Source organism: Mycobacterium sp. IS-1590, assembly GCF_001500025.1.
Classification (GTDB): Bacteria; Actinomycetota; Actinomycetes; order Mycobacteriales; family Mycobacteriaceae; genus Mycobacterium.
The window spans coordinates 17,291-41,517 of the sequence record NZ_LQIW01000017.1 but is presented as its reverse complement, the minus strand read 5'-3'; the positions used below and the strand labels follow the sequence as shown (position 1 = coordinate 41,517).

Genomic DNA, 24,227 nt, shown 5'->3' with positions numbered 1-24,227 from the left:
CGTGGCCGGAGGAAGATCCGCAGTACATTCGCCGCATGCCGAATTGTGGCGGCACGCTTCCGCCGGGAAAGCCAAGTGGCCGGTGACGTAGCGGTCATCGGTGCGGGCCCCGGCGGGCTCGTCGCAGCACGCTGGCTCATTGCTCAGGGATTCGAGCCGACGATCTACGAGCGCGGCGCCGCCTTGGGCGGTCAGTGGACCGGGGAGCAAGGCCGCAGCGGCGTGTGGCCGACCATGCACACCAACACAAGTCGCGTCCTCACCGCGTTCAGCGACCTCGATCCCGGGGCGGGTCCCGTCTTTCCACCCGCGGTCGAGATCCTTCGTTACCTCCACCGGTACGCCGAGATGTTCGATCTGTCACGACGAATCCGGTTCCTCACGCCGGTGGCCGGCATCCGCCGCGACGTCGGTCGGTGGCTGGTCGGCAGCGCGGGCGGTGAGGAAAGCTACGAGCGCGTCGTCGTGGCCACCGGGCGGTTCCAGTCACCCCTCGTTCCGGCTGTCGACGGGTTGGACGGCTTCACCGGTCCACTTGGCGCCGTACCGACCTTCGGCTACCGGGATCCGGCACCCTACTGCGACAAGCGTGTCCTGGTGGCCGGATGCGCTGTCAGCGCGTTGGAGATCGCCGCCGAACTGGCCCAGCGCGGAGCCGCGCGCGTTGTGGTCACCCAGCGCCGTCAGCGCTACGTGCTACCGAAGTTCGCCGCGGGTGTGCCGTCCGACCACCGAATCTTCACCCGGTACCTGGCGCTGGCCGACGAGCATCTGCCTTTCGCCGAGGTCGACCGTCAGCTCAAGGAGATCGTCGTCGAAGCCGGGGGAATGCCGCAGCAGTATGGCGCACCGGCACCCGATGCCTCACTGGTCTCCGCAGGCGTCACGCTGAGCCAGCATTACCTGCCGCTGGTGGGGGAGGGCCGGATCGAGGTGCGCCCGTGGATGAGGTCGGTGGCCGGTGCGACGGTGACGTTCGCCGACGGGCATGCCGAGCAGTTCGACGGCATCCTGCTCGGCACCGGTTTCGGTCTCTCGATGCCGTTCCTGCACAACGAGATCCACGCAGCCCTCGATACAGACGACGTTCACTTCGACACCGATCGCCACACCTTCCATCCCGACCTGCCCGGTTTGGCGTTCATGGGGATGTGGGATCAGTCCGGCGGGTACTTCGTGCCGCTGGAGTTGCAGGCCCGCTGGATCGCCTACACGTGGGGCGGCACGATCCCGGCTCCGAGTGCTGCCGGCCAACGAAGTGCGATCCAGGTGTACCGGTTGCGCCGTGGCCTGCCTCAGAAGACGCGGATGAATCTCGTGGCGTTGACCTTCGCCCGGGCCGCAGGCGTCGAACCGGTGATCCAGAACTGGCCCGAGCTCCAGCGCGCCCTGTTGTTCGGCCCGCTTGCCCCGAGCTGCTTCCGCCTCGAGGGTCCCGACGCGTTGGAGGATGCGCCTGCGCGGTTCGCCCGTGACGCCGCGGCGTTCGGCGCGATCACCTCGCCTGCTCTGACAGACCGCGAACGCGCCTACTACGCGTTGTTCGGGGCGCCCGCGTCACGTAGTACTACTCAAGCCGAGCCGCGACCGGCCGGGGCATCCTGAACTCATGCCGCTCACCAAGCCCCTGTCCGGCGCCGACGAACTGGCTGCCGACACCCCGCCGACCCGCGACCGCGCCGTCGACGTCGCCCGCCTGGCCGCCCTCATCGTGGTCATGTTCGGCCACTGCGCGCTGCTGCTGGCCACCATCGACTCAGGCGGCGTCCGGATCGGCAACATCCTCGGAGAGATCCCCGCTCTCGCCCCGGTGACGTGGATCGTGCAGGTCATGCCCCTGTTCTTCCTCGCCGGAGGCGCCGCGGGCGCATACGGCTGGCACGCAGGCAAGTCGTGGGGCACCTGGCTGGTCGCCCGGGCGCAGCGGTTGTGCCGGCCGGTCTTCTGGTATCTCGCGGTGTGGGCGGTGGGGCTGTTCGCGGTGCGCCTGACTCTCGGCTCCGACTCCGCGGCGGACCTCGGTCGCGAGTCGGTCGCGCTGCTGTGGTTCTTGGGCGTGTACCTGGTCGTGCTCGCGTTCGTGCCCGCACTGACGCGTCTGTCGACGGGCCGTGACGTCGCGGTGGCGGTGGCCGGCCTGCTGGTCGCCGCGGCGGTTGTCGACGCCGTCCGGCTCTCCGTCGGCACGCCGATGGCCGGAGTCGCGAACTTCGTCATTGTCTGGCTCATCCCGGTCGTGCTGGGCGTCGGGTATACGCGACGGTTGATCGGCCCGCGTGTCGCGCTCGCGGTGGCGGCCGGTGCACTCCTCGCACAGACAGTGCTGGCGATGGTCGGACCCTATGAGGTCTCGCTCGTCGTCACGGGAACCGAACGGCTGTCGAACGTCTCGCCGCCCACCCTGCTCCTCGCATTGCACTGCACGTGGGTGTCCGCCGTGTTCATCGCGTGCTCGGGGGCGATCCAGCGGTGGGCTCAGCGGCCGCGGGTCTGGTACGTCGTCGCGGTCGGCAATGGGGGAGCGATGACGCTATACCTCTGGCACATTGTGGCGATCGCCATCGCCGCGTTCTCACTGCACGCGGTCGGCCTCGACGCGTACGACGTTGACGCGCCGTATTTTTGGGCCCTGCTCGGGCTTCGCGCCGCGGTGTTCGCCGTCGTGATGTTCGCTCTGTTCCGGCTGCTCTCGCCGCTGGAGCATCGCCGCCTGCCGTGGTGGGACGCGCCGGTCGGTGCGACGGGGCCGCGATCGGTGGCCGCCGGTGTGCTGATCGTGCTGGCCGGTGTGGCGCTGGTGCTGCTGGCCAAGAACGGGCTGACCGGAGCCTTCGGGTGGACGATGCTGGGTTGCTTTACGGCGTCGGCTGCTTCGGCGCGGGCCATGGCACGGGCTTCGGCCGGGGCCTGACCTGCTGGGGCCACCAGAACCATCGGCCGAGCAGCGCGGCGATCGAAGGCGTCATGAACGCGCGGATCACCAGTGTGTCGAAGAGCAGTCCCATGCCGATCGTCGTGCCCATCTGCGCCACCACGGTCAGTTCACTGACCATCATCGACATCATCGTGAACGCGAACACCAGACCCGCCGCTGTCACGACCGATCCGCTGCCGCCCATGGCCCGGATGATGCCGGTGTTGATGCCTGCGGGCAGTTCCTCCTTCAACCGCGCGACCAACAGCAGGTTGTAGTCGGCGCCGACGGCCAACAGGATGATCACCGCCATGGCCATGACCATGAACTGCAGTTCGATGCCGAGAATGTGTTGCCACACCAGAATCGACAGGCCGAAGGACGCGCCAAGGGACAGTACGACGGTGCCCACGATCACCGCGGCGGCGATGATGCTGCGGGTGATGATCAGCATGATGGTGAAGATCAGCGCCAGCGCGAGGATGCCGGCGATCATCAGGTCGTAGTTGTTGCCCTCCTGCATGTCCTTGAACGCCGCGGCGGTTCCGCCGACGTAGATCGTCGACCCTTCCAGGGGCGTGCCTTTGATGGCTTCCTTCGCCGCCTGCTTGATCGCGTCGATTCGTTCGATGCCGTCGGCGCTGAGGGGGTCGCCCTCGTGCTGGACGATCATCCGCACGGCACGACCGTTGGGCGAGATGAAGTTCTCCATGCCGCGTCTGAATTCCTCGTTGTCGAAGATCTCAGGTGGCAGATAGAACGTGTCGTCGTTCCACGAGTCGTTGAAGGCGTCGCCCATCGCCGACTGGTTCTCGCTCATGGCGGCCTGCTGATCCTGCAGACCGCCCTGTGAGGCGTGCATCGTCAGCATCATGGTCCGCATGGTCCGCATCGACTCGATCTGCTCGGGCATCAGCGCCAGCAACTGCGGCATCAGCGCGTCGAGTCGCTCCAGGTCCGGAATCAGTTCCTGCACATTGTCGGTCAGCTTGTTCGTGCCGTCGATGACGTCGAAGATCGACCGTATGGTCGAGCAGACCGGGATGTTGAAACAGTGCGGTTCCCAGTAGAAGTAGTTCCGGATCGGCCGCATGAAGTCGTCGAGATTGGCGATGTAATCCCGCAATTCGGCGGTGTCGGCGGCCATGGTCTTGGTCTTCTCCACCATGCTGTGGGTGGTCGCGTTCATCTCGCCCATCAACGCCATCATCCGCGTCATGGTGTCGATGGTCTTCTGCATCTCATCGGCCTGCACGAGCATGTCGGCCATGCGGTCCTGGGTGTACTTGCGGTTCAAGTCCTGGCCGACGCCGCCGAGGCTCATTTGCGCAGGGATGGTGCTGAATTCGATCGGTTTACCGTTGGGGCGGGTGATGGTCTGGACCCGCGAGATCCCCGGCACCCGGAAGACCGCCTTGGCGATCTTGTCGATCACCAGGAAATCGGCCGAGTTGCGCAGATCGTGATCGGTCTCGATGAGCAGCAACTCGGGATTCATGGTGGCAGGGGAGAAATGCCGTTCGGCAGCGGCGAAGCCCTGGTTCGCGGGCAGATCGGCCGGCAGATACAGGCGGTCGTTGTAGTTGGGTTGATACCCGGGCAACGTCAACAACCCGACCAGTGACAACGCGACGGTCGCGAGCAACACGGGCCCGGGCCAGCGGACGATCGCGGCGCCGATCTTGCGCCAACCACGAATGCGCATGGCGCGCTTAGGTTCCAGCCGGCCGAAACGGGTCGCGATCGTGATGATCGCCGGTCCGAGCGTCAGCGCGACGAACACTGCCGTCGTCATTCCCACCGCCAGCGGGACACCCAGCGACTGGAAATACGGCAGGCGGGTGAACGACAGGCAGAAGGTGGCGCCGGCGATCGTCATACCCGAGCCCAACACCACGTGGGCGGTGCCGCGGAACATGGTGTGGAACGCCGCTTCCCGGTCCTGACCGAGCGTGCGGGCTTCCTGGTACCGCCCGATGAGGAAGATCGCGTAGTCGGTGGACGCCGCGATCGCCAGCGTCACGAGTAGGTTCGTCGCGAATGTCGACAGGCCGATCAGGTCGTGGTACCCGAGAAAAGCCACCACTCCGCGCGTGGCTGCCAGCGCCAGGAACACCATCACCAGCGTGATGAGCATGGTCCCGATCGACCGGTAGACCAGCAACAGCATCGTGATGATGACGGCGAACGTGGCGTATTCGATGATGCGAATGCTGCGATCGCTGGCGATCTGCTGGTCGGCGACCAGGGCCGACCCGCCGGTGACGAAGACCTTCACCCCCTGGGGAGGGGGAATGCTGTCGACGATGCTCTTGACGGCTTCGACGGACTCGTTGGACAGGGCCTCGCCCATGTTGCCCGCCAGATAGGCCTGGACGTAGACGGCCTTGCCGTCGGCGCTCACCGCCGCGGCCTCCGTCAGCGGGTCGCCCCAGAAATCCTGGACGTGCTCGACGTGCTTCTTGTCGGCTTCGAGCCGGTCGACGAGTTCGTCGTAGTACCGGCGTGCGTCGTCGCCCAAGGGCTGCTCGCCTTCGAGGACGATCATCGCCGAGCTGTCGGATTTGAATTCTTCGAAAACGTGGCCGACACGTTGCATCGCGATCACCGACGGGGCCTCCGCCGGACTCATCGACACCGAGCGCATCTGGCCGACGACCTCGAGCTGCGGCACGGTCATGTTGAGCAGTGCGATCAGCGCGATCCAGCCGACGATGATGGGAAGGGCCAGCCGCCGGATCCACTTGGCCAGTTGAGACCGTTCGGAGTGCGCGGCGTGTTCGGTGGACGGCGCGGTGGGAGCGCTCACCAGGAATTCACCTCGGCGGAGCTCCTCCCTAGAGTGTTAGGACCGCCTTAGTTCCTACCAGATAAGAGCCTGGGACCGGTAGTCAGATCCGCCCCGCAGCGAACTCCGCAGCTTGGTTAACCAATCCGGCCTGGACATAGGCGACGTGTGCGCCCATGTCGCGTCCCCCCTCGAAACAGATCGGGTCGTTCGGCACACACAGGTCGATCGTCTTGGCCGCGTAATCGCGCCCCACAGACGGCAGCGGCCCGGGCGACAGCCGATCGGCAAAACTGCTGCGCGGCCCACCGAACAGGGCGACAGCGGCGACGTGCGAAGCGACGGACGAGGGCATCTCCGCGGTGGCGACGTCCATCACCGCGGCCCCCTGGGAGTAGCCACCGAGCACCATCTTGGTCGCGGGGCAGCCCGCGGCCATCGATTGCACGTGGGCGCGGGTGTCCTCGGCGCCTGCGCGGGTGCTCACCGCAAAGTCGCGAGTGGCGGGGTAGTCGACGGCGTACACGCCGACGGACCGTTCACCCAACCTCGACCGCACGGTGTCGACGAAGGCTTGTCCGATGCCGCCAACTCCCGGCGGCTCGGTGGTCCCGCGCGCGAAGACGATCTCGACCTCTGGACACGGGGCGGCCTCGGCAGCGGGCACACCGATCAGTGCGGACAACATGACCGCGGCGGGAAGAAGTGCCGCGCGACTGGTGAATGCGCTCATACGGGTATTTCGCCGAGCGGGAGCCAGACGTGACATTGCACCGAGGGCCGTTAACGAGCCGTTAACGGAGCCGGCGTCGGGCAAAGGCAGTCCGGTGGTGGGCGCTGGGCGCCCGCACAGGTTTCGAGATGCCGTGCACCCCGAAGCAAATTATGCTCGCTTCGCCGATCTCGACTGTGCAGCGCAGGTGCGGCGGGACCCAGGCGGGAAGGGAGGCGGTGTGGACACGGTGCTGGGGCTGTCGATGACATCGACGGGTATCGCATGGGTCCTGCTCGACGGCGGGAACGCCGATGCGCAGACGTTGGACCACGACCACTTCACCGTCGTCGACGTCGCCACCGACGGCGACATCTCCACGCACGAGGCCGCGGTGCGGGGAGCGCGGGCGATCGCGTCGGCCAGTGACCATCGGATCGACACGGTATGCATGACATGGAGCCCCGATGTCGGCCCGAAAGCTCAACTGCTCCGGAAATCGCTGTCCGACATGGGTTTTGCCAAGGTGGCCACGGTACGGATGGCGGACGCCGCTCGAACCTGGGCCGAGGCGTTTCATCCCGGTGACGAATACGACGGGTGCGCGGTGTGCGTGGTGGAGTCCTCGGCCGTCACCGTGGTGTCGGTGCTGGGTGACAACGTCCGCACTGCGATGACGCACATGCGCGAAAGCGCGGACGGCCTCGCCAGATGGCTCGCGGGTTTCTTCGGCGACCAGCCGGCGCGTCCGGAACGTCTTTACCTGATCGGCGCCCGCGGGGACCTCGAGCTGATCTCCGGGCCGCTCGGGGAGGCCCTCGGTATCCCGGTCGTGTCGTCCGACGACGTCCAGCTCGCGCTCGCGCGCGGCGCCGCGCTGTCCGCGTCGGCGGCCACAGCCGCTGCGCCGCGCACACCCGTGGCGAAGTCGACGCAGCTGCGCTCCCGGCGCCGATTGAGTTCGCACGGCCGGGCCGCGATGGTCCTCGCGGCTGGCGTGATCGCGCTGTTCGCCTTCGGTCCGGAACTGGCCCGCTGGGACTCTCCGCAAGCCGGGGCTGATCTGCCGGCCGAAGCCGCGCCGGTGACCCCCGCCGCCGCGGTGTCGGACGCCGACCCGTCGGTCAGCGTTCACGCGGTGCCCTCGGCACCCGTCGTCCCGATCGTGGTGAAGCAGGTGATCGCCGAACCGGTGCCCGCGCCTGCGCCGGTGCCCGACCCGCCCGTCGCGCCATCCGATGCGGTATCCGACGTCGCCGCGGACTCCGCCGTGGCCTCGGAGGCCGGCCCGCCACCGGCCCCGGAAACGGTGGTAACGGTGGCACCGGTGGCCGACGTACATCGGGAACCGACCGCGACAGTCGTTGTTGCGCAACCCGTTCCGGCCGCGCCCGGCCCGGCGCCCGTTGCGCAGCCCGCTATGGCGCCGGCGCCCGTGGATCCCCTCCAGGCGGCGTTGAGCCCGCTGTTCGGCGGGCTGCCCTGAACCTGGCTACGGCGTAGTGGTCCAGTTCCAGATCTCAGGCTGGCTCGGCGGGTAGTTCATGCACACGTCGGTCGCGTGCGCGACGACACCCTTGTTGTTGAAGAACAGCTTGGCCCAGTTGCCCCACCGGGTGGCCATCTGCTCGTAGAACACGTTGGTCGCGGTGTTCTCCGCGTACTGCCGGCGACCCGCGTAGTCCAGCGAGAAGAACCAGTAGATCCGGTCGCGGGCGCCCTTCTGCACGTCAGCGGGCCGGTTCCGGTAGTCGATCATGTAGCGCTCGAAGTAGAACGGGTCCTCGTCGCGAACGGCGGCCATGTACTGGTCGACCGTGCAGGGGGTCCGCATGATCCGGTTCGGGATCGGGTAGTCGTCGGTGGCGTCCGCGGCCGCGGTGGCCGGGAAGATCATCGCCGCGCAGCCGAAGGATGCCAGCGCAATGGTGGCTTTACGAAACACTTTCGGACTCCTAGCTCTACCGGTTGCGGGCTTGATCGAGGGTCGGAAGCAGGTCGGGGCAGTAGAAGCGCAGCGCCCCGGCCAGGAACTTCCACGACTGGTCGGTGCTGTTCTGACCCCGCGCCAGCTGCTTCTGGACGAATTGCGCCGAGGCGAAGGCATCGCGGTCCACACCTTTGCGTATCCGCTTGCAGGTGATCTTGCCGATCCAGGCGTTGTAGTCCTTCTGCCCGTAGATGCCATACGTGTGCAGCTCGTTGGTGAAGTCGGTGTCGATGTCCTGCGCTTGGGCGGGTGCGGCCAGCACCAGCGCCGCCGCTGCGGCAGCAACCCCACTGATCAGTCTTTTCATGACTGTGCTCCTTCCCCCCCTGACGGCGTCAGTTCCCTCGGTTTCGGCCACGGTACAGGCACTGGACGTTCTCGCACCCGCTGTGGCCACCAGAACCACTTACCCATGAGCGCCGCGATGGACGGCGTCATGAATGCCCGGATGACAAGAGTATCGAACAACAGGCCGAGTCCGATGGTCGTTCCGACCTGTCCGATCACTGTCAATTCGCTGACGGCCATCGACATCATCGTGAACGCGAACACCAACCCGGCCGAGGTCACGACCGAACCGCTGCCACCCATCGCCCGGATGATCCCGGTCTTGATTCCGGCGTGGAGTTCTTCCTTGAGCCGCGACACCAGGAGCAGGTTGTAGTCGGCACCGACCGCCAGCAGGATGATGATCGCCATCGCCATGACCATCCAGTGCAACTCGATGCCCAGGATGTGCTGCCAGATCAAGATCGACAAGCCGAACGACGCACCGAGCGAGACCACGACGGTGCCCACGATTACCGCGGCGGCCACCACGGCGCGGGTCAGGATGAGCATGATCGTGAAGATCAGCGCCAGCGCGAGGATGGCCGCGATCATCAAGTCATAGCTGTTGCCGTCGGACATGTCCTTGTAGACCGCGGCGGTGCCCGCCAGATAGATCGTGGAGCCCTCCAGCGGCGTGCCCTTGATGGCCTCCTTGGCCGCCTGCTTGATCGCGTCGATGCGCGCGATGCCCTCGGGGGTCATCGGGTCACCGTCGTGGGCGATGATGAAGCGCACCGACTTGCCGTCCGGGGAGATGAAGTTCTCCATGCCCTTCTTGAACTCTTCGTTGTCGAAGACCTCCGGCGGCAGGTAGAAGGAGTCGTCGTTCATCGACGCATCGAAGGCATCACCCATGGCAGTCGAGTTCTCCTGCATGGCTGCCATCTGGTCCTGCAGACCTTTTTGCGACGAGTACATCGTCAGCATCATCGTCCGCATCGTCTTCATCGTTTCAATCATCGGCGGCATCAGCGTGACCATCTGCGGCATCAGCTGGTCCAGCCGCTCCATATCGGGCAGCAGGGCCTGGATGTCGTCGGTCATCGTGTTGATGCCGTCGAGGGTGTCGAAGACCGATCGGAACGCCCAGCAGATCGGGATGTTGAAGCAGTGCGGTTCCCAGTAGAAGTAGCTGCGAATCGGCCGGAAGAAGTCGTCGAAGTTGGCGATGTTGTCGCGCAACTCGGCCACGTCGACGGTCATGTCCTTCATCTTCGTGACCATGCTGTGCGTGGTCGCGGCCATCTCCTCGGTGAGCTTGGACATCCGCTCCATGTTCGCGATGGTCTTGGACATCTCGTCGGCCTGCACCAGCATGTCGGCCATCCGGTCCTGCAGGTATTTCTGATTCATCTGCTGGGTGGTGCCCTGCATGCTGATCTGGAACGGGATCGACGTGTGCTCGATGGGCTTACCGTCGGGCCGGGTGATGGCCTGCACGCGGGAGATCCCGGGCACGCGGAAGATCTGCTTGGCGATCTTGTCGATGACCAGGAAGTCGGCGGAGTTGCGGAGGTCGTGGTCGCTCTCGATCATCATCAACTCGGGGTTCATCCGCGCCGGCGAGAAGTGCCTGTCCGCGGCGGCGTATCCCTCGTTGGCCGGCAGATCGGCGGGCAGGTAGTTGCGGTCGTTGTAGTTGGTCCGGTATCCCGGCAGCGCCAGGAGGCCCACCAGCGACAGGGCCACCGTCGCGACCAGGATCGGTCCGGGCCACCGCACGACGGCCGCGCCGACCTTGCGCCAGCCGCGTACCCGCATGGCCCGCTTGGGTTCGAGCACCTTGCCGAACCGGCTGGCGAGGCTGATGATCGCCGGACCCAACGTCAGCGACGCCACCACCGAGGTCACCATGCCGACCGCCAGCGGCACGCCCATCGTCTGGAAGTAGGGCAGCCGGGTGAAACTCAAGCAGAACAGCGCGCCCGCGATCGTCAGGCCGGAGCCCAACACCACGTGCGCCGTGCCGTGGAACATCGTGTAGTACGCGGTCTCTCGGTCCTCGCCGAGTCCGCGCGCCTCCTGGTAGCGCCCGGTGAGGAAGATGGCGTAGTCGGTTCCCGCGGCGATCGCCAACGTCACCAACAAGTTGGTCGCGAACGGGGACAGCCCGATGATCTCGTGGTAGCCGAGGAAGGCCACCACGCCGCGGGCCGCGGTCAACTGCAGGACGACCATCACCAACGTCAGAAGGACGGTGACGATCGACCGGTACACCAGCAGCAGCATCGTGATGATCACGGTGAACGTGAGCGCCTCGATGACCCGCATGCTGCGGTCGCTGGCGATGTGTTGGTCGGCGGCAAGGGCGGCGGGTCCGGTCACGTAGACCTTCACGCCGGGCGGTGGCTGCATGCCCGCGACCAGGTCCTGGACCGCCTCGACCGATTCGTTGGCCAGCGCCTCGCCCTGGTTGCCGGACAGGTACACCTGCACGTAGGCGGCTTTACCGTCGCTGCTCTGCGCGCCGGAGGCGGTGAGCGGGTCGCTCCAGAAGTCCTGAACGCTCTGGACGTGCTTCTTGTCGGCTTCGAGCTTGGCGACCATCTCGCCGTAGAAGGCGCGGGTGTCCTCACCGAGGGGTTGCTCGCCCTCGAGCACGATCATCGCCGAGCTGTCGGAGTCGTACTCCTGGAAGACGTGGCCGACGCGCTTCATCGCGATCATCGACGGCGCGAAATCCGGGCTCATCGAGACGGCGCGCTCTTGGCCGACTGTTTCCAGTTGCGGCACAGTCACATTGAGCAGCGCGATCAGCGCGACCCAAACCAGGATGATCGGGACCGCGAAGGTGCGGATCGTCCGTGCGATGAAGGGGCGCTTGGCGCGCCGAACGGGAGGGAAGGCGTCCGTCGGAGCCTCGTTCGTCGGTGCGGTCATGCGGATTTCACAAAACAGAAGGTTTGGGCGTTCACGCCGGTAGAGGTTCTTTCGTCCTTGATCTCGTCATCGACGGTGATTCGGCAGGTGATGGTCTGGCCGTCTCCCTGGGCGACGATGTTGGGCGCGGCCGACGGCGCCGTGGTCTGCAGCGTCAGCGTCCAGGGCAGCGACGCGCCGTCGATCCGTTGCGGTCGGGCGTCGAGGTCCAAATAGTTGATGTCCGCATATGATCCGCTGCCGAAGATCTCGTACTTGATGACCTTCGGGTCGAACGGTTCGGGGTCCTCGGCAAAGACCCGGGGCGTGACGATGATGCCGTCGGCGCCGAAGAAGGTCCGGATGCGGCTGACCGTGAAACCGGCGATGGCCACCACCACGATGATGACGATGGGCAGCCAGACCTTTCTCGCCTTCCGGAGCATTACTGCGCCCGCCCAATGCAACCCATATCCGCCCTCAAGTCGTATCCGTCGTTGTGCATGCGTCTCTGCGTAACTTAGCCCGTATAAGTTCTCATTGAGCCCTAGGTTAACTCAAGTCCGAGTGCTGCTGGTCACCCGCGCGTTCCCGGTGTGGGCCAGGTCACGATGGCGTGATTTCAAAGCGATTCAGGTAGCGCTCGACGAACGCCTCCGCCTCGGCATGACCTCGAGTTATGCCGAGCCCGCGTTCGAGAAGGACGATGCGGGCCAAGCTGGTCACGAGCATAGCCATGACCACGGGCGGGAATGCCTCGACGTCCGCCCCGTGCGCCTTCATCGCCGCGGCCACCACGCTCTCCTCGACGCCCCCGAACCGCTCGGCGTAGGCCGCAATCTCACTGCGGATGGCCTTTCGATGGTTCGCCAGGGCCATGAACTCCATGAAGAGCCGCGCTCCGTGGGTGCTGTTGAGGCGCCACAGCGCGTGCAGGGGTTCGTCGGCACCGGCCGCTTCACGCTGACGGGAGAGGTTCGCCTCGGCGCCTTCGCGCAGGACGGCCAGGAACAGGTCGTCCATGGTCGGGAAGTAGTAGTGCACCAACGCCGGCTTCACCCCGGCCCGCGCGGCCACCCTCCTGGACGTGGCTGCGGCGTACCCCTCGTCGAGCATGACCTGGGCGGTGGCCTCGATCAGGGCCGAGCGCGCGGCCGACTCCCGTCCACCCCTTGACCGCTCGCCGACGGGGCTGCTAGACATGGCGCCAGCCTAGATGTTGGGCGATCGCCCAACAAGTGAGGGGAGCTGCGGCGATGGCTGGTCGGGTAGCGGGCAAGGTCGCGTTCGTCACCGGTGCGGCGCGGGGTCAGGGGCGTAGCCACGCGGTGCGGTTGGCACAGGAGGGCGCCGACATCATCGCGGTCGACATCTGCCGCGGTTTCGCGGACTCGACCGCACCGGCGGCCACGCCCGAGGACCTCGCCGAGACCGCCGACATGGTCAAGAACCTCGACCGTCGCATCGTCACGGCCGAAGTCGATGTCCGCGAATACGACGCGCTGAAATCCGCCGTCGACAACGGAGTGGAACAACTGGGCGGCCTCGACATCGTCGTGGCCAACGCGGGTATCGGCACCACCGGCGTGAAGCTGCACAAGATGGCCGAGGACCGCTTCGACGAGACGATCGACGTCAACCTCGGCGGTGTGTGGAAGACAGTGAAAGCGGCGGTTCCACATCTTCTCGCCGGTGGTCGGGGGGGATCGATCATCCTCACCAGCTCCGTCGGCGGGACCAAGGCCTACCCCCAGGTGGGCCACTACATCGCCGCGAAACACGGTGTCGTCGGGCTGATGCGCACCTTCGCCGTCGAACTCGGAGCGCACTCCATCCGGGTCAACAGCGTGCACCCGACTCATGTGTGCACCCCGCTGTTGATGAACGAACCGACATACCGGCTGTTCCGACCGGACCTTCAGAATCCGGGACCCGATGATCTCGCGCCGATCTGCCAGTCGTTCCATTTCCTTCCGATCCCGTGGGTGGAGCCGGTCGACATCAGCAACGCCGTGCTGTTCCTCGCGTCAGACGAGGCCCGCTACATCACCGGCGTGACTCTGCCCGTCGACGCCGGCAGCCTGCTCAAGTAGGGGAGAACCGATGACTGCGGTTGACGAGAAGGCCCACGACAGCGCTGTTTACTACGACCCCTACCGGGTGGACATCGTCGCGGACCCGTATCCAACGTATGCCCGCCTGCGGGAGGAAGCGCCGCTCTACTACAACGAGTCCTACGACTTCTGGGCATTGTCCCGCCACGACGACGTCGAGCGCGCGCTGCTCGACTGGCAGACGTTCTCCAACAGCCGGGGCGACATCCTCGAACTCATCCAGTCGGAGTTCGAGATGCCCAAAGGCGTGATGATGATGGAGGATCCGCCGGTTCACACGATGCTGCGCGGGCTCATGTCGCGGGTGTTCACCCCGCGCCGGATGGCCGAGCTCGAGGACCAGATCCGTCAGTACTGCGTCAACTGCCTCAATCCGCTCGTCGGCTCCGACCGGTTCGACATCATCGCCGAACTCGCGTCGATGATGCCCATGCGCGTCATCGGCATGCTGCTCGGCATCCCCGAATCCGAGCAGGTGTCGGTGCGCGACGCCAACGACGCGAGCCTGCGCACCAAGCCCGGCTCACCGATGAAGGTGGTACGCGCGGACAAGATCGCCGACGGCAGTATCTACGCCGAATACGTTGACTGGCGCGCGAAAAACCCCTCCGACGACCTGATGACCGCCCTTCTCAACGTCGAGTTCACCGATGAGAACGGCGTGACGCGCAAGCTGACCCGCAAAGAGGTGCTGCACTACACGCAGGTTGTCGCGGGCGCGGGAAACGAGACCACGGGCCGACTCATCGGGTGGCTGGCGAAAGTTCTTGCCGAGCATCCCGATCAGCGCCGCGAAGTGGTGCAGGACCGGTCATTGCTGCAGCGAGTGGTCGACGAGACCTTGCGGTACGAGCCGACCGGTCACAATGTGGCCCGTTTGGTCACAAGGGAATTCGAGGCCTACGGGCGTACCGTGCCGACCGGCAGCGCGATCCTGTTGATGTTCGGGGCGGCCAACCGCGATCCCCGCCGCTACGACAATCCGGACACGTTCGACATCCACCGCGACAACATCAGCCACATCACGTTCGGCAAAGGCGTGCACTACTGTCTGGGCGCCAACCTCGCCCGACTGGAGGGGCGGGTCGCGCTCGACGAACTGCTCAACCGCTGGCCGGACTGGGACGTCGACACCGAGACCGCGCGTCTGGCGCCGACGTCGACGGTCCGTGGTTGGGAGCGGCTCGACGTCGTCTTGCCCTGAGGCGGGCCGCAATGCGTTAACGGGTGGATAGCACGCACCTGGCGCGTGCTATCCACCCGCTAAGCGACGATTCCGGGCCCCGGGGGTTTGCGGCGGCCCCCTTCTGGGCAAGCTCGACGCATGACCAAGATCGTTTCTCGCGGGATGATTCTCGCCGCGGCCGCCGGCCCGATCGCGGCTTTTTCCATCGCCACGGCGGCAAGCGGCTCGGCACAACCCATCAACTGTCCGAGCGGGCAGTGGTGGGATCCGGTCGCGAATGTGTGCCGGGGACCGGTGGCGACCACACCGCTGGCATGCGCGCCCGGCGAATACTGGAACCCGATCACCAACCTGTGCCGGCCGCTCGGGCAGTACTAGCGACCGCACCCCGAACGCCGCGTCTCGGTCCGGCAGCCGAAGCGCTAGTCGAGCGCGAAATCGATGACACCGCGGATGATTTCACCGCCCAGCAGGTCCTGGTACGCGGTGTTGATATCGTCCAGTCGATACCGGCGGGTGATCATCTCGTCGAGCTGTAGCTGACCCGTCTGGTAGAGGGTGGCCAGCCTGCTGATGTCGGCCCGCGGATTGCACGAACCGAACACGGTGCCGACGAGGTTCTTGTTCCAGAGGATGAAGTCCTGCAGCGCGATCTTCGCCGATCGTGTGGTCTGGGCCGTCATCCCGGTCAGCACGCACGTGCCGCCCTTGCGTGTCAGTTTCAGATACGCGTCGAGATCGGTGCCCGCGATCAGCGACGGCGCTGCCACCACGCTGTCCGCCATGACCCCGGCGGTGAGGTCACGGACGAGATCGAGGCCGTCCTCGACAGTCGAAACACTGTGGGTGGCACCGAACTGCAGCGCGGACTTCTGCTTGAACTCGACCGGGTCGACGGCGACGATCTGCGCGGCACCGTTGATTCGCGCGCCTTGGATGGCGGCGGTTCCGATGCCACCGGCCCCGACCACCACGACGGTGTCCCCGCCGCGCACGTTGGCGCGGTTGGCCGCCGAACCGTAGCCGGTCGGAACCGCACAGGACAGCAGCGCGCTCGCGACGAGCGGCAGATGCGGGTCGATCTTGACCAGCGAGTGCGCCGACACCACGGTGTGTTCGGCGAAGGCACCGACCTTGGACAGGTGCCCGAGGGGGCGCCCGTCGACGGTGTGGTGACGAAACGTCTGGTCGGTCGGCATACCGGGCACCATCGTCCCTGCACCCTCGTCGCACAGGTACTCCAAACCCGATGCGCACCAGCGGCATTGGCCGCACACCGCGATGAACGACATCACGACGTGGTCGCCTGCCGCGAACTCCGTGACACCCTCCCCGGTTTCGACCACCGTGCCGGCGCCCTCGTGTCCACCGATCAAGGGGAACATCGGGGTGATCCCGTACTGGCGGGCGACCTCGTTCGACACCGACATGTCACCGGAGAGGATGTGATCGTCGGAGTGGCACAGGCCGGCCGCGGCCATCTCGACGAGCACCTCACCGGCCCGCGGGGGGTCCAACTCGAAGTCCTCGACCGACCACGGACCGCCCACGTCGTGCAGGATCGCCGCCCGACTCCTCATCGCGTCGGGCGGAACGTGACCGGAAGATGTATGGGGGAGCGGAACGGCAGGCCGGCGAGCCGGGTGTCGTCGTCGGCCTGTAGCTCGAAATCCGTTGCGCGGTCGAACAAGCTGGTCAACATCACCCGAGTCTCCACTCTGGCCAGATGCATTCCCAGACAGCTGTGCAGCCCACCGGCGAACGAGGTGTGAGCACGCCGCGGGCGGTGGATGTCGAATACATTCGCGTTGTCCCACCGCTTTTCATCGCGGTTCGCCGAACCGATGCAGAGGTTGACCTGTGCACCCTTCGGTATGGGGATACCGTGGATCTCCACGTCGCACGTCGTGGACCTCGGAACCGTCACCAACGGTGTCTCGAAACGCAATCCCTCCTCGAACGCGGCGGGGATCAGCTCGCGGTCGCTTTGGACCGCATCGAGTTGGTCAGGGTGCGTCAACAGCAGATACAGCAGGTTGCCCGACGACCGGTACGTGGTTTCGAGCCCGGCGGGAAGCAGCAGCCGCAGAAACGAGATGATCGCCTCGTCGGTCAGCCGTTCACCGTCGATCTCGGCGCCGACCAAGTCGCCGATGACGTCGTGGGTCATCTTGCGGCGCCGCTGGTCCACCTGGTCCTGGAAGTACGTGCCGAGTTCGACCGAAGCGGTCAACCCGGCCTCGATGTCCTCGGTGATCGAGATCAGTTCGAGTGAGAGGCGGCGGAACAGCTCCAGGTCGTCTTGCGGAAGCCCCAGCAACTCCGCGGTGACGCGGGTCGGGAACTCGAAGGTCACCGCCTTGACCAGATCGACCTCGCCGTCGTCGATGAACTCGTCGACCAACTTCTCGCAGATCGGCACGATGACCTCGGGCTCCCACTGAGCCAGCGCGGTCTGCCGGAACGCCTTGGCCACCAAGCTGCGGTGGTCGTGATGCTGCTTGCCGTGCATCCCGAGGATCGTTGGGCCGAAAACCAACTCGATGGTGCGGTGGTACACCTCCGACCCGTAGACGTCGCTGTCACGGAAGGCGTTGTACACGCTGTCGAAGTCGAACAGCGTCCATTCCTCTGGTGGCAGCAGTTCCGGCGGCACGCTCGAGGTGTCCATGATCGTGCCGCGCCACACCGGTTCGGTCCTGCGTTTGTACTCGAAGAAAGCGTAGGGATCGCTCGCCACATCGGGAACGGTCTTGTCATCCGAACGGGTACTGATCGTCACCTTGCCTCCCGGCAGCGGGGTTGGCGCTCTACCCCGCCTATCTTTACTATTTTAGGTAATCTAGGTCAAGGTAAGTGAAGGGATGCGATGCGGCGCCGACCGGTGTGTGCCATCGAGGACCTGCCGCCGGGCGAAATGAAGCTGGTGCCGGCAGGCAAGTTCGGCGTGGGGGTTTACAACATCGACGGCTCCTTCTACGCGATCGCCAACTACTGCACACATGAGGGCGCGCCGCTGTGCGCCGGGTATGTCCGAGGCACCACCGAGTACGCACCCGACCTGCCGGACCAAGTCCGCCAGGTACGCGCCGGCCGGGTCATCCGATGCCCGTGGCATCAATGGGAATTCGACATCCCCACCGGGGTCAACCTCGCCGACCCCACCAAACGCGTGCGCACCTACGAAGTCGACATCGCCGACGGACAGGTGTACCTGACCGCATGACCGTCATCGACGCATCGGTGCAGCCCCACTTCCGATACAACGCCGAGATCCGGCGCTACCTGGCCGACCCGCACAAACTGCGAGCGATACCGGACGTCGAACAGCAGTGGTACCAGGCGCCCGGAGGCGACTACCGGACCGACCTCTACGGTGACGGCCATCCTGGGTCGGATCCCGACGTCGTGGCCCGTCACCTGTTCGACGAGGGCGGCGTGGACTACGCGATCCTCAACCCGATGACCCGGGGCAACATCGCCGACTACCTGCTGAACAGCCGCATCTGCGCCGCGGTCAACGACTGGTTGCTCGACCGCTGGCTCGAGCCCGACACCAGCGGCCGGTTCCGCGGCACCATCCGGGTCAACCCCGAGGACGTCAGGGGCGCGGTCGCCGAGATCGAACGGTTGGCCGACCACCCGAAGATGGTCCAGATCGGTGTTCCCATGCAATCGCGCGAGCCGTATGGAAAGCCGATGTTCGAACCGATCTGGGAGGCCGCGGCCGCGCACGGACTCCCGGTCGCGGTGCACATCAACGGCGGCAACGGCGTCGACCACCCGCCGACCTTCGCCGGCCACGCGCACACCTATTCGGGTTACGCGTCGTTCATGCCGCTCAACGGTTTCGTGCATCTCGCGACCCTGATCATCGAGGGAACCTTCGGCAGGCACGCGGGGCTGAAGTTCGTCTTCGCCGACGGCGGCTACGACATCCTCACCCCGCTGATGTGGCGGTTGGACACCTTCTGGATGTCAATGCGTGACCAGACCCCGTGGGTGGACCGCTATCCCAGCGAGTATCTGGCCGACCATGTCCGGTTCTGCACCTCGGCCCTCGACGGGCCGACGACTGCCGGACCGGCCGAGCGGTGGATGGACTTCACCGACAAAGCGGATTTGGTGATGTACGGCTCGAGTTATCCGCACTGGTCGACGGAGCCGCCCGCGGATGCGGTATGCGGCCTCAACGAACGCCAACGCGAGAATCTGCTGTGGCGCAACGCCGCCGAACTGTTTGCGCTCGAGGTCGAGGTGACCATGACATGACAGCCATCGCATCGAATCGGCGGTCTTCGGCAGCAGATGTCGCGGTGACGATCGTCGACACCGATGTCCACCCGCTGCCCGTCTCCGTCGACGAGCTCAAGAGCTATGCCCCGACGACGTGGAGGGACGCGCTGTGGCCGACGGGCAATGCCGTGTCGCCGATGCCGCACTTCTACGACACCCCCGACTCGTACAAGACCAACTCGCTACGCGTCGACGCCGAACCGCCCGACGGCGGATTGCCGGGCAGCGACCCCGACTACGCCGCCAAACAGTTGTTGGTCGACGCCGGTGTGAGCATCGCCGTGCTGGAACCGATGTGCGATGCGCAACTGCCTCAGGCCGAACACGTGCTCAAGGCCACCTACAACGACTGGCTGGCCGACGTGTGGCTGGGCGAGACCAACTGGCACGGCCGGTGGCGCGGGGCGATCAGCGTCACGGCACAAGACCCGCTGGCCGCCGCCACCGAAGTCGAACGCTGGGCGGGACACCCCTTCATGGCCGAAGTGCTGATGACGCCGCAGACCCGCGGAATCCCGTTCGGCAGCCCGCATTTCGACCCGCTTTATCGCGCGGCGGCCCGTCACGGCTTCCCGATCGCCACGCACCTGATGGGGCAGACGCCGTTCGAGCTGATCCCGATCTATCCGGTCGGCAACCCCGCCCATTGGCACGACTTCTTCGCCTCCTGGCCTTTGCTGTATGCATCGCACCTGATGAGCCTGGTGTTCGACGGGGCGTTCGACCGCCACCCGGACCTTCGCGTGGTGTTCGTCGAAGGCGGTTTCACCTGGGCCATGCCGGTGATGTGGCGCATGGACCGCATCTGGGCGCAACGCAGGTCTGACCTGCCGCACGTCAAGCGCAAACCATCCGAATACGTCCGCGAACACGTGCGTTTCACCACCCAACCCTTGGAGGAGGTCGATGTCGGCGTGTACCGCGAGTACCTGGAGATGATGGACCTCGGCGACAACCTGATGTTCTCCACCGACTATCCGCACTGGAGCTACGACTCGCCGCAGTGGGCGATCCGCCGTTTTCCCGCCGACCAGCGCGAGCGGATCATGCGCGGCAACGCCACCGAACTGTACGGCCTGCCGTCGACAGTCAAGGCGCTGTAGGCGATTTCGTCGCGCGGCGCTGCGCCTCGAGAGGGACGACCGGCGGCCGGGCCGACGGCCCGCGCGTGATCGCATGCAGCCTGATCTCCGGCACATCCACCGCGGGGTCGACGGTGTCGAGCCAGGCCACCGCGTCGGCCACATCGGCGGCCCGGATCGCGTACATCTCGAACGGAACGTCTTGCAGCATCTCGGTCTCGACGGGTCCGGGCGTGACCACGTGGACGTTGATCCCGTCGCGGTCGATCTCCTGTGCCAGCGCGCCGGCGAACGCGTTCATGCCCGCCTTGGCGGCCGAGTAGGCGGTCCGGGCCCGCATCGGCTCGTGCGCCGCCGACGACGAGATGAACACGAACCGGGAACCGGGACGCATCCGCGGCAGCGCGGCCGACGTCACCACGAAGCAGGAGTCCAGGTTCGCCGACATGGTCGCGCGCCACTGCTCGAAAGTCTGCTTGCGGGCGTAGGTACCGCCGAGGATTCCCGATGCGTGCACCAGCAGGTCGATGGTGCCGGCCGCGTCGACGGCGGGGGCGAAACCCGACGGCAGGCTCGCGTCGGCGACGACGTAGCGCGCACCCATCTCCTTGGCGGCCGCCCGCAGCGGTGCCTCCCGCCGTGCCGTCAGCACGACGTCGTATCCCAGTTCGGCGAGTCTGCGGCCGCACGCCCTACCGATTCCGCCGCTCCCGCCGGTGATCAAAGCCGTTCGCATGCTGTGACTTTCAGTGCTTGCGCTGCGCGAGTGCCTGCGGGGACAGCGCGACGATCCGTTGTTCGGGGTCGCCGGCCAACAGGTAGGTCTGAGTGTCGGCGACGTGTTTGGCGGCCAGCTTGCGGGCGCGTTCGCCGTCACCCGCCTCGATCGCGTCGGTGATCTTCGTGTGAACGCTCAACGCGATGCGGCGCTTGTTCATCGACGGGTACTCGCCTTTGGCGGCGCTCTCCTCGGCCCACCAGTTGAGGTGTCCGGTCCACAGCGTCTCCAGGCTGCCGACCACCGCGATCATCGTGTGGTTACCGCATCCGCGGATGATCTCGTCGTGGAACTGCCCGCCGATCTCGGTGAACCGCGCCCCGTCCTCGATATGTTCGGCCATGGCCGCGTTGAGTTCCCTCAACCTGGGAATGAGCGTCTTCTCGCGGTCGGGTCGGCGCGCGGCGAGCGCCGCGCACATCGGATCGAGTTCCTGCAGCGCCGTGCCGAGGTCGGCAAGCGGAACGTAGTCACTCTGCAGCAGCAGGCCCAGCATGTACGCGGCGCTGGCTTTGGCGGGCGCGTGTACCACAGCTCCGCCACGGTTGCCGCGGCGTACCGAGACGAGGCCTTCAGTCTCCAGGATTCGCAAGGCTTCTCGTAGCGACACCAGGCTGACGTTGAACTGCTCGACGAGCACTTCCTGACGCGGCAGCAGGTCGCCGTCGTTGAGCTCACCCTCGATGATCTGCCGGCGCAGTTCGTCGGCGACGATCTCAGCCGTGCGACGCGCACCCAGTCGGCGACGCGCCTCGGGCCCGATTCCCAGTGTTGTCATGTCTTAGCAATATTAACAGTGATAGCGGCCCTACCTGCGGGGTCGCCCAGCCATCTGCCAATAGTTATTAAGATGGCGGCCGACCGGGAGGTGTGCGTGGGCGTGAACGGCACGGTATCCACCCCGTTGCACGATGTGCGGGTCCTCGAGATCAGCGACCGCATCGCCGGGGCGTACTGCGGCAAGCTGTTGGCCGATGCGGGCGCCGATGTGGTCAAGGTCGAACCGCGCGAGGGCGATCCGCTGCGCCGGGTCACCGCTACCGGGGGCGAGCTCCGCGAGGGTGTCGACTCGCCGCTGTTCAGCTATCTCAACGCCGGAAAGCGCAGCGTCACAAGTGTTTCAGATCGGCTGGTCACGTGCGCCGACATCATCGTGGTGACGGGGGACGAGGCCACGGCGCGTCGAAACGGTGTCGACGCCGCCGCGGTACTGGACGCCGCGCCCGGCTGCGTCGTGGTTTCGATCTCGGATTTCGGTTGGACGGGCCCGTGGTCTGGGCGGCCCGCGACCGAATTCACGCTGCAGGCCGCGTCGGGGCTCACCGGTTTCCGCGGCGATCCCGCAGGTCCACCGATCTCGATCGGCGGAGACCTGGGGGAGTACATGGGCGGGGCGTGGGCCGCATACGGCGCGCTGGCTCTGCGACGGCGCGTACGCGACGGCGGGGCGGGTGGGCATCTCGACATGTCGATGCTCGAGGCGATCACGCTGATGCAGAGCGGGGAATGGCTGCATTCGGCGCTGCTGCAAGTCCCTCCCGTACGGAGGTCGGTGGAGGTGCCGTCGATCGAACCGGCCAAGGACGGCTACGTCGGCATCAGCATGGTGACCGGGCAGCAGTGGCTGGACTTCGCCGCGATGGTCGACTGCCCGGAGTTGACGGAGATCGCGCAGCTGCAGTTTCAGATCGGCCGTTGGGACTACCGCGACTGGATCCGTGAACGCATCGACCCGTGGATGAGGGAACGCACGGTCGCCGAGATCGTCGAATTGGGACAGCTGTTCCGGTTGCCGCTGGCACCGCTGGGTAACGGCGCGACGATTCCATCGATGGATCATCTTCGCGAACGCGGGGTCTACGTCGACAATCCGGCCGGGTTCCGCCAACCGCGACCGCCGTGGCTCATGTCGAGGGCACGCCCCGCCCCGGTCGGCTCCCCACCCGCCGTCGGCGGAAGTGACGGTGAATCGCTTTGGGAGCCAGAGACGTTGCGCGCCGGACCGGCGAACACCGAGCGCATGCCGCTCGCGGGCGTGCGGGTCGTCGACTTCACCGCGTTCTGGGCAGGTCCGGCTGCCACCCACGCGTTGGCCGCGATGGGCGCCGACGTCATCAAGATCGAATCGATCCAGCGCCCGGACGGCATCCGCTATTCGGGCGGGATGCGCAAGGATGTCGACGACTGGTGGGAGTACGGCTGGGTGTTCCACGCGATGAACACCAACAAGCGATCGGTGACCCTCGATCTGCAGTCTGATGAGGGGCTGCGGCTGGTTCGGCACCTGATTGGCCAAGCGGACGTCGTCGTGGAGAACTTCTCACCGCGTGTGATGGAGCAATTCGGCCTGGGCGCAGAGGCTCTGCTCAGCCTCAACCCGCGGCTGGTCGTGGTTCGGATGCCTGCGTTCGGACTGTCTGGCCCCTGGCGGGACCGCGTCGGATTCGCTCCGACCATGGAGCAGATCGCGGGCCTGGCCTGGGTCACGGGTATGCCCGACGGTCCGCCGATCGCCCCGCGCGGAGCCTGTGATCCGCTCGCTGGGGCCCACGCCGCGTTTGCGACGCTTGCCGCACTCGAATTCGCCGACCGTACGGGCGAGGGTCAGCTCGTCGAGGTGCCGATGATCGAGGCGGTGCTGAACGTAACGGCCGTCCAGACAATCGAATACGAGGTGTTCGGTCGGGTGCTGGAGCGGCGTGGCAATCAGGGCCGAGGGGCGGCCGTGCAGGACGTCTTTCGGTGCGCGGGCGACGACAGCTGGATCGCCCTGGCCGCGCGCACCGACGACGAACGCACCGCGCTGACCGATGTCACCGGCGGTGCAGAGCTTGCGAGCTGGCTTGCCGAGCGCGACGCCGAGGCCGCCGCCGAGGTCCTGACCCGCGCGGGGGTGCCCGCCGCGGTCGTGGTGTCCCCGTCGCTCGTCACCGAAAACCCGCAATTGCGCGACCGCGGGTTCTTCGAGTACCTGGACCATTCTCGTACCGGGGAAAACCTCTACCCGTGCCCGCCGTTCACCCGGTTGCCCGACAGCCGGCGATGGCTGAAGCGCCCGCCACCGACGCTCGGGGAGCACAACGCCGAGGTCCTGACCGCGTTGTGCGATCTGACCGAAAGCGACCTGGAACGGCTCGAAACGCAGGGTGTCATCGGGTCACGACCGAAAGGTTTGTGA

21 protein-coding genes are annotated in these 24,227 nt (G+C 66.2%); 10 read left to right on the top strand and 11 right to left on the bottom strand.

Annotated elements, in window-relative coordinates; genetic code table 11:
• The first annotated feature begins 75 nt into the window (after positions 1 to 75).
• Together AU197_RS13370 and AU197_RS13365 are read left to right on the top strand one after the other, a co-directional pair.
• Positions 76 to 1,605: a flavin-containing monooxygenase gene (locus AU197_RS13370; protein WP_082696659.1), complete on the top strand. Its 1,530-nt coding sequence runs from the start codon at positions 76 to 78 to the stop codon at positions 1,603 to 1,605.
• Between the two features lie 4 nt (positions 1,606 to 1,609).
• Positions 1,610 to 2,911: an acyltransferase family protein gene (locus AU197_RS13365; RefSeq protein WP_064403185.1), complete on the top strand. Its 1,302-nt coding sequence runs from the start codon at positions 1,610 to 1,612 to the stop codon at positions 2,909 to 2,911.
• Here AU197_RS13365 and AU197_RS13360 read toward each other — a convergent pair.
• Positions 2,856 to 5,723 carry an MMPL/RND family transporter gene (locus tag AU197_RS13360; RefSeq protein ID WP_082696658.1) on the bottom strand — a complete coding sequence of 956 codons (2,868 nt, stop codon included), beginning with the start codon at positions 5,721 to 5,723 and terminating at the stop codon, positions 2,856 to 2,858. The two genes, AU197_RS13365 and AU197_RS13360, sit on opposite strands and share 56 nt — an antisense overlap.
• Positions 5,724 to 5,805: 82 nt before the next feature.
• Positions 5,806 to 6,435, bottom strand: coding sequence for a cutinase family protein (locus AU197_RS13355; protein WP_064403183.1), 630 nt, complete (start codon positions 6,433 to 6,435; stop codon positions 5,806 to 5,808).
• Positions 6,436 to 6,655: 220 nt separating this feature from the next.
• Between AU197_RS13355 and AU197_RS13350 the strand changes: the two genes are divergently transcribed.
• The gene (locus AU197_RS13350; protein WP_064403182.1) at positions 6,656 to 7,900 is read left to right on the top strand and encodes a DUF7159 family protein; all 1,245 of its coding nucleotides are present in this window, start codon (positions 6,656 to 6,658) and stop codon (positions 7,898 to 7,900) included.
• A gap of 6 nt (positions 7,901 to 7,906) precedes the next feature.
• Here AU197_RS13350 and AU197_RS13345 read toward each other — a convergent pair whose 3' ends face one another.
• From AU197_RS13345 to AU197_RS13325, 5 genes are all read right to left on the bottom strand, one after another.
• Complete coding sequence (locus AU197_RS13345) at positions 7,907 to 8,359, bottom strand: DUF5078 domain-containing protein (protein ID WP_407937604.1); 453 nt, start codon at positions 8,357 to 8,359, stop codon at positions 7,907 to 7,909.
• A gap of 16 nt (positions 8,360 to 8,375) precedes the next feature.
• Entirely contained in the window at positions 8,376 to 8,711 is a 336-nt protein-coding gene (locus tag AU197_RS13340; RefSeq protein WP_064403181.1) for a DUF732 domain-containing protein, read from the bottom strand.
• Positions 8,708 to 11,614 carry an MMPL/RND family transporter gene (locus tag AU197_RS13335; protein WP_064403180.1) on the bottom strand — a complete coding sequence of 969 codons (2,907 nt, stop codon included), beginning with the start codon at positions 11,612 to 11,614 and terminating at the stop codon, positions 8,708 to 8,710. Before AU197_RS13335 ends, AU197_RS13340 begins: the two co-directional genes overlap by 4 nt.
• Positions 11,611 to 12,039 carry an MmpS family transport accessory protein gene (locus tag AU197_RS13330; RefSeq protein ID WP_064403179.1) on the bottom strand — a complete coding sequence of 143 codons (429 nt, stop codon included), beginning with the start codon at positions 12,037 to 12,039 and terminating at the stop codon, positions 11,611 to 11,613. The genes AU197_RS13335 and AU197_RS13330 overlap by 4 nt, the downstream gene beginning before the upstream one ends.
• Before the next feature lie 160 nt (positions 12,040 to 12,199).
• Positions 12,200 to 12,796: a TetR/AcrR family transcriptional regulator gene (locus AU197_RS13325; RefSeq protein WP_082696657.1), complete on the bottom strand. Its 597-nt coding sequence runs from the start codon at positions 12,794 to 12,796 to the stop codon at positions 12,200 to 12,202.
• Between the two features lie 53 nt (positions 12,797 to 12,849).
• On the opposite strand from AU197_RS13325, the gene AU197_RS13320 reads away from it, so the two are divergent.
• The 3 genes from AU197_RS13320 (at position 12,850) to AU197_RS13310 (ending at position 15,271) form a co-directional block, all read left to right on the top strand.
• Positions 12,850 to 13,686 (top strand): mycofactocin-coupled SDR family oxidoreductase, encoded by an 837-nt coding sequence (locus AU197_RS13320; RefSeq protein WP_064403178.1) that lies wholly within the window; start codon positions 12,850 to 12,852, stop codon positions 13,684 to 13,686.
• Positions 13,687 to 13,696: 10 nt separating this feature from the next.
• Positions 13,697 to 14,911, top strand: a complete 1,215-nt coding sequence (locus AU197_RS13315; RefSeq protein ID WP_064403177.1) for a cytochrome P450 — start codon at positions 13,697 to 13,699, stop codon at positions 14,909 to 14,911.
• Positions 14,912 to 15,031: 120 nt separating this feature from the next.
• Complete coding sequence (locus AU197_RS13310) at positions 15,032 to 15,271, top strand: hypothetical protein (protein ID WP_064348777.1); 240 nt, start codon at positions 15,032 to 15,034, stop codon at positions 15,269 to 15,271.
• A 44-nt stretch (positions 15,272 to 15,315) separates the two neighbouring features.
• Here AU197_RS13310 and AU197_RS13305 read toward each other — a convergent pair whose 3' ends face one another.
• Together AU197_RS13305 and AU197_RS13300 are read right to left on the bottom strand one after the other, a co-directional pair.
• Complete coding sequence (locus AU197_RS13305; protein ID WP_064403176.1) at positions 15,316 to 16,473, bottom strand: Zn-dependent alcohol dehydrogenase; 1,158 nt, start codon at positions 16,471 to 16,473, stop codon at positions 15,316 to 15,318.
• A complete protein-coding gene (locus AU197_RS13300) occupies positions 16,470 to 17,675 on the bottom strand; it encodes a cytochrome P450 (RefSeq protein ID WP_064403175.1) in 1,206 nt (401 codons plus the stop codon). The genes AU197_RS13305 and AU197_RS13300 overlap by 4 nt, the downstream gene beginning before the upstream one ends.
• Positions 17,676 to 17,762: 87 nt before the next feature.
• Between AU197_RS13300 and AU197_RS13295 the strand changes: the two genes are divergently transcribed.
• Genes AU197_RS13295 through AU197_RS13285 form a run of 3 tightly spaced genes read left to right on the top strand, consistent with a single transcriptional unit; the run spans position 17,763 to position 20,292 of the window.
• Positions 17,763 to 18,119 (top strand): Rieske (2Fe-2S) protein, encoded by a 357-nt coding sequence (locus AU197_RS13295; protein ID WP_064403174.1) that lies wholly within the window; start codon positions 17,763 to 17,765, stop codon positions 18,117 to 18,119.
• Positions 18,116 to 19,165: an amidohydrolase family protein gene (locus AU197_RS13290; RefSeq protein ID WP_064403173.1), complete on the top strand. Its 1,050-nt coding sequence runs from the start codon at positions 18,116 to 18,118 to the stop codon at positions 19,163 to 19,165. Before AU197_RS13295 ends, AU197_RS13290 begins: the two co-directional genes overlap by 4 nt.
• Entirely contained in the window at positions 19,162 to 20,292 is a 1,131-nt protein-coding gene (locus AU197_RS13285) for an amidohydrolase family protein (protein WP_064403172.1), read from the top strand. The genes AU197_RS13290 and AU197_RS13285 overlap by 4 nt, the downstream gene beginning before the upstream one ends.
• Here AU197_RS13285 and AU197_RS13280 read toward each other — a convergent pair.
• Both AU197_RS13280 and AU197_RS13275 read right to left on the bottom strand, forming a co-directional pair.
• Positions 20,279 to 21,007, bottom strand: a complete 729-nt coding sequence (locus AU197_RS13280) for an SDR family NAD(P)-dependent oxidoreductase (RefSeq protein ID WP_064403171.1) — start codon at positions 21,005 to 21,007, stop codon at positions 20,279 to 20,281. The genes AU197_RS13285 and AU197_RS13280 overlap by 14 nt on opposite strands.
• 10 nt (positions 21,008 to 21,017) lie before the next feature.
• On the bottom strand, positions 21,018 to 21,827 hold the full coding sequence (locus AU197_RS13275) for a FadR/GntR family transcriptional regulator (RefSeq protein ID WP_064403170.1): 810 nt from the start codon (positions 21,825 to 21,827) through the stop codon (positions 21,018 to 21,020).
• A gap of 72 nt (positions 21,828 to 21,899) precedes the next feature.
• Here AU197_RS13275 and AU197_RS13270 point away from each other — a divergent pair, with 72 nt between their 5' ends.
• The gene (locus AU197_RS13270; protein ID WP_064403169.1) at positions 21,900 to 24,227 is read left to right on the top strand and encodes a CaiB/BaiF CoA-transferase family protein; all 2,328 of its coding nucleotides are present in this window, start codon (positions 21,900 to 21,902) and stop codon (positions 24,225 to 24,227) included.

Bases quoted from the DNA above. Each gene is read 5' to 3' on its own strand.
- AU197_RS13270 (WP_064403169.1), top strand. From the start codon at position 21,900: ATGGCGGCCGACCGGGAGGTGTGCGTGGGCGTGAACGGCACGGTATCC.
- AU197_RS13295 (WP_064403174.1), top strand. From the start codon at position 17,763: ATGCGGCGCCGACCGGTGTGTGCCATCGAGGACCTGCCGCCGGGCGAA.
- AU197_RS13305 (WP_064403176.1), bottom strand. From the start codon at position 16,473: ATGAGGAGTCGGGCGGCGATCCTGCACGACGTGGGCGGTCCGTGGTCG.
- AU197_RS13355 (WP_064403183.1), bottom strand. From the start codon at position 6,435: ATGAGCGCATTCACCAGTCGCGCGGCACTTCTTCCCGCCGCGGTCATG.
- AU197_RS13365 (WP_064403185.1), top strand. From the start codon at position 1,610: ATGCCGCTCACCAAGCCCCTGTCCGGCGCCGACGAACTGGCTGCCGAC.
- AU197_RS13290 (WP_064403173.1), top strand. From the start codon at position 18,116: ATGACCGTCATCGACGCATCGGTGCAGCCCCACTTCCGATACAACGCC.
- AU197_RS13285 (WP_064403172.1), top strand. From the start codon at position 19,162: ATGACAGCCATCGCATCGAATCGGCGGTCTTCGGCAGCAGATGTCGCG.
- AU197_RS13340 (WP_064403181.1), bottom strand. From the start codon at position 8,711: ATGAAAAGACTGATCAGTGGGGTTGCTGCCGCAGCGGCGGCGCTGGTG.
- AU197_RS13335 (WP_064403180.1), bottom strand. From the start codon at position 11,614: ATGACCGCACCGACGAACGAGGCTCCGACGGACGCCTTCCCTCCCGTT.
- AU197_RS13315 (WP_064403177.1), top strand. From the start codon at position 13,697: ATGACTGCGGTTGACGAGAAGGCCCACGACAGCGCTGTTTACTACGAC.
- AU197_RS13325 (WP_082696657.1), bottom strand. From the start codon at position 12,796: ATGTCTAGCAGCCCCGTCGGCGAGCGGTCAAGGGGTGGACGGGAGTCG.
- AU197_RS13310 (WP_064348777.1), top strand. From the start codon at position 15,032: ATGACCAAGATCGTTTCTCGCGGGATGATTCTCGCCGCGGCCGCCGGC.
- AU197_RS13275 (WP_064403170.1), bottom strand. From the start codon at position 21,827: ATGACAACACTGGGAATCGGGCCCGAGGCGCGTCGCCGACTGGGTGCG.
- AU197_RS13320 (WP_064403178.1), top strand. From the start codon at position 12,850: ATGGCTGGTCGGGTAGCGGGCAAGGTCGCGTTCGTCACCGGTGCGGCG.
- AU197_RS13280 (WP_064403171.1), bottom strand. From the start codon at position 21,007: ATGCGAACGGCTTTGATCACCGGCGGGAGCGGCGGAATCGGTAGGGCG.
- AU197_RS13330 (WP_064403179.1), bottom strand. From the start codon at position 12,039: ATGCTCCGGAAGGCGAGAAAGGTCTGGCTGCCCATCGTCATCATCGTG.